At 70.3% G+C, this 2,406-nt stretch carries 1 protein-coding gene; it reads right to left on the bottom strand.

The window, feature by feature from the left end; genetic code table 11:
• On the bottom strand, positions 1 to 2,406 hold a 2,406-nt coding region (locus AC07DS_RS46280), incomplete at both ends, for an acyltransferase domain-containing protein (protein ID WP_479154736.1).

Here is a 2,406-nt window from a genome sequence, read left to right as displayed (position 1 = left end):
CGGCACATCCATCCCGCCCACACCACCACAGTCCAGCACCACCACACCCGGCACCGGACCCACACCCCCGGACACCTCCTCCCAACGCACCCACGACACATCGGGGTTCGCAGCAAGCGGCAGCGTGGCCCACTCGATCGCGTACGGCCGCTCGGCCGTACGCACGCCGGACTCCAACTGCTCGGCGGACACCGGACGGCTGAGCATCGAGCCGACCGACAGCACCGGTCGACCGGTCATGTCGGCCATGGTGAGCGACAGCCCCTCGGCACCGACGCGCGTCAGCCTCACCCGTACGGCTGTCGCGCCCGCGGCGTGCAGCGACACCTGGTTCCAGGCGAACGGGACGACCGTGTCGTCGTCGGCGCCCTCCACGAGTCCGGCATGCAGGGAGGCGTCCAGCAGAGCCGGGTGCAGACCGAAGCGGGCGGCGTCGTCGTGCGCCTGCTCGGGCAGTACCACCTCAGCGAACAGCTCCTCGCCCTGGCCGCGCCGCCACATCGCACGCAGGCCCTGGAAGACCGGCCCGTACCCGAAACCTGCCTCCGCAAAGGTGTCATAGGCGTCTTCGATCGACACCGGCTCGACGCCCTCCGGCGGCCAGACCGCCCAGTCGCTCCACTGCGCGGGAGCAGCACCTTCGGCGCGAGGGGACAGCACACCGCCGGCGTGCCGCACCCACACCTCGTCCGCCGCGTCGTCCGAGCGCCCGAAGACGCCCACGTTCCGGTGCCCGGCCTCGTCCGGTGCGCCGACCTTCACCTGCACCTGGACCCCGCCCTCCGCGGGCAGGACCAGCGGAGCGGCCAGCGTCAACTCCTCCACCACATCGCAGCCGACCTCGTCGCCCGCCCGTAGGGCGAGTTCCAGCAGGCCAGTGCCCGGCAGGAGCACGGTCCCCTTCACGTTGTGGTCCGCGAGCCACGGGTGCGACTGCACGGACAGGCGACCGGTGAGCAGCACTCCATCATCGTCGGCGAGCGGTACGGACGCGGTCAGCAGCGGATGCTCCGCCGCGCTGAGCCCGGCGAACCGGACGTCACCGGCTCGAGCGACAGTCCCCGTGGGCCAGTAACGCTGGTGCTGGAAGGCGTAGGTCGGCAGATCGACGCGCTGGGCACCCGTTCCGGCGAAGACAGCCCTCCAGTCGACCTTGGCGCCGTCGACGTAGAGGCGGGCCAGGGCCTGGAGGGTGGTCGTCTCCTCGTCCTTGTCCTTGCGGAGCACGGCGGCGAGTACGGCATCAGGGTCGGCGGACTCCGCCGCCATCGCGGTCAGGACACCGTCCGGGCCGAGTTCCAGGAAACGGCTCACACCTGTGGCGGTGAGGGCCCGGATACCGTCGGCGAAACGGACAGCTTCGCGGACATGGCGCACCCAGTAGTCCGGGGAGCACAGGTCCTCCGACGCGGCGACCTCGCCCGTCAGGTTCGACACGACAGGCAGGTGCGGAGCCGAGAACTCGAGTCCCTCCACCACGCGGCGGAAGTCGCCGAGCATGGGGTCCATCAGCGGGGAGTGGAACGCATGCGAGACGCGGAGCCGCGTCGACTTACGGTCACCGAAGTGGGCGCGGATCTCCTCCACCGCCGCCTCGCCACCGGAGACCACCACGGCCCGGGGTCCGTTGACCGCAGCGATCGACACCAACTCGCCCAGCAGAGGGCGTACTTCGTCCTCGGTCGCCTGGACGGCGAGCATGGCCCCGCCCTCCGGCAACGCCTGCATCAGCCGACCACGAGCCGCCACCAGAGCACACGCATCCACCAGCGAGAACACACCCGCCACATGCGCCGCCGCCACCTCACCGATCGAATGCCCGGCGAGGAAATCCGGGCGAACGCCGAACGCCTCAGCCAGCCGGAACAACGCCACCTCGATGGCGAACAGGCCGGCCTGCGCGTAGGCCGTCCGGTCGACCAGTTCGGCGTCCTCACCCCAGATCACATCCCGGAGCGGCACGTCCAGGTGCTCGTCCAGACCGGCGCACACCGCGTCGAAGGCCTCCGCGAACACCGGGAACCGGCCGTACAACTCCCGCCCCATACCCAGGCGCTGCGAGCCCTGTCCTGAGAACAGGAACGCGGACTTACCAGCCCTTACCTGCCCCTTGACGACCTCGGTGCCGTTCAGGATCACCGCGCGGTGAGCGAACTCCGATCGGGACCCGACCAGTGACAGGCCCACATCCTCCGGACGTTCGTCAGCGCGCGCATGCAGACGCGCGATCTGGTCCTCCAGGGCGTCCTCCGTCTTGCCGGAGACCACCCACGGCACCACACCCGGGGACCTCACAACCCCCTCGGCTGCGGCAACGGCCATGTCCTGCGGCTGCTCCAGCACCACATGCGCATTCGTGCCACTGATACCGAACGACGACACACCCGCACGACGCACCCGACCCGT

The sequence above is a fragment of the Streptomyces sp. NPDC044064 genome (assembly GCF_056434245.1).
Note: the sequence above shows the minus strand (reverse complement) of the source record. Positions and strands in the feature narration are given on the sequence as shown.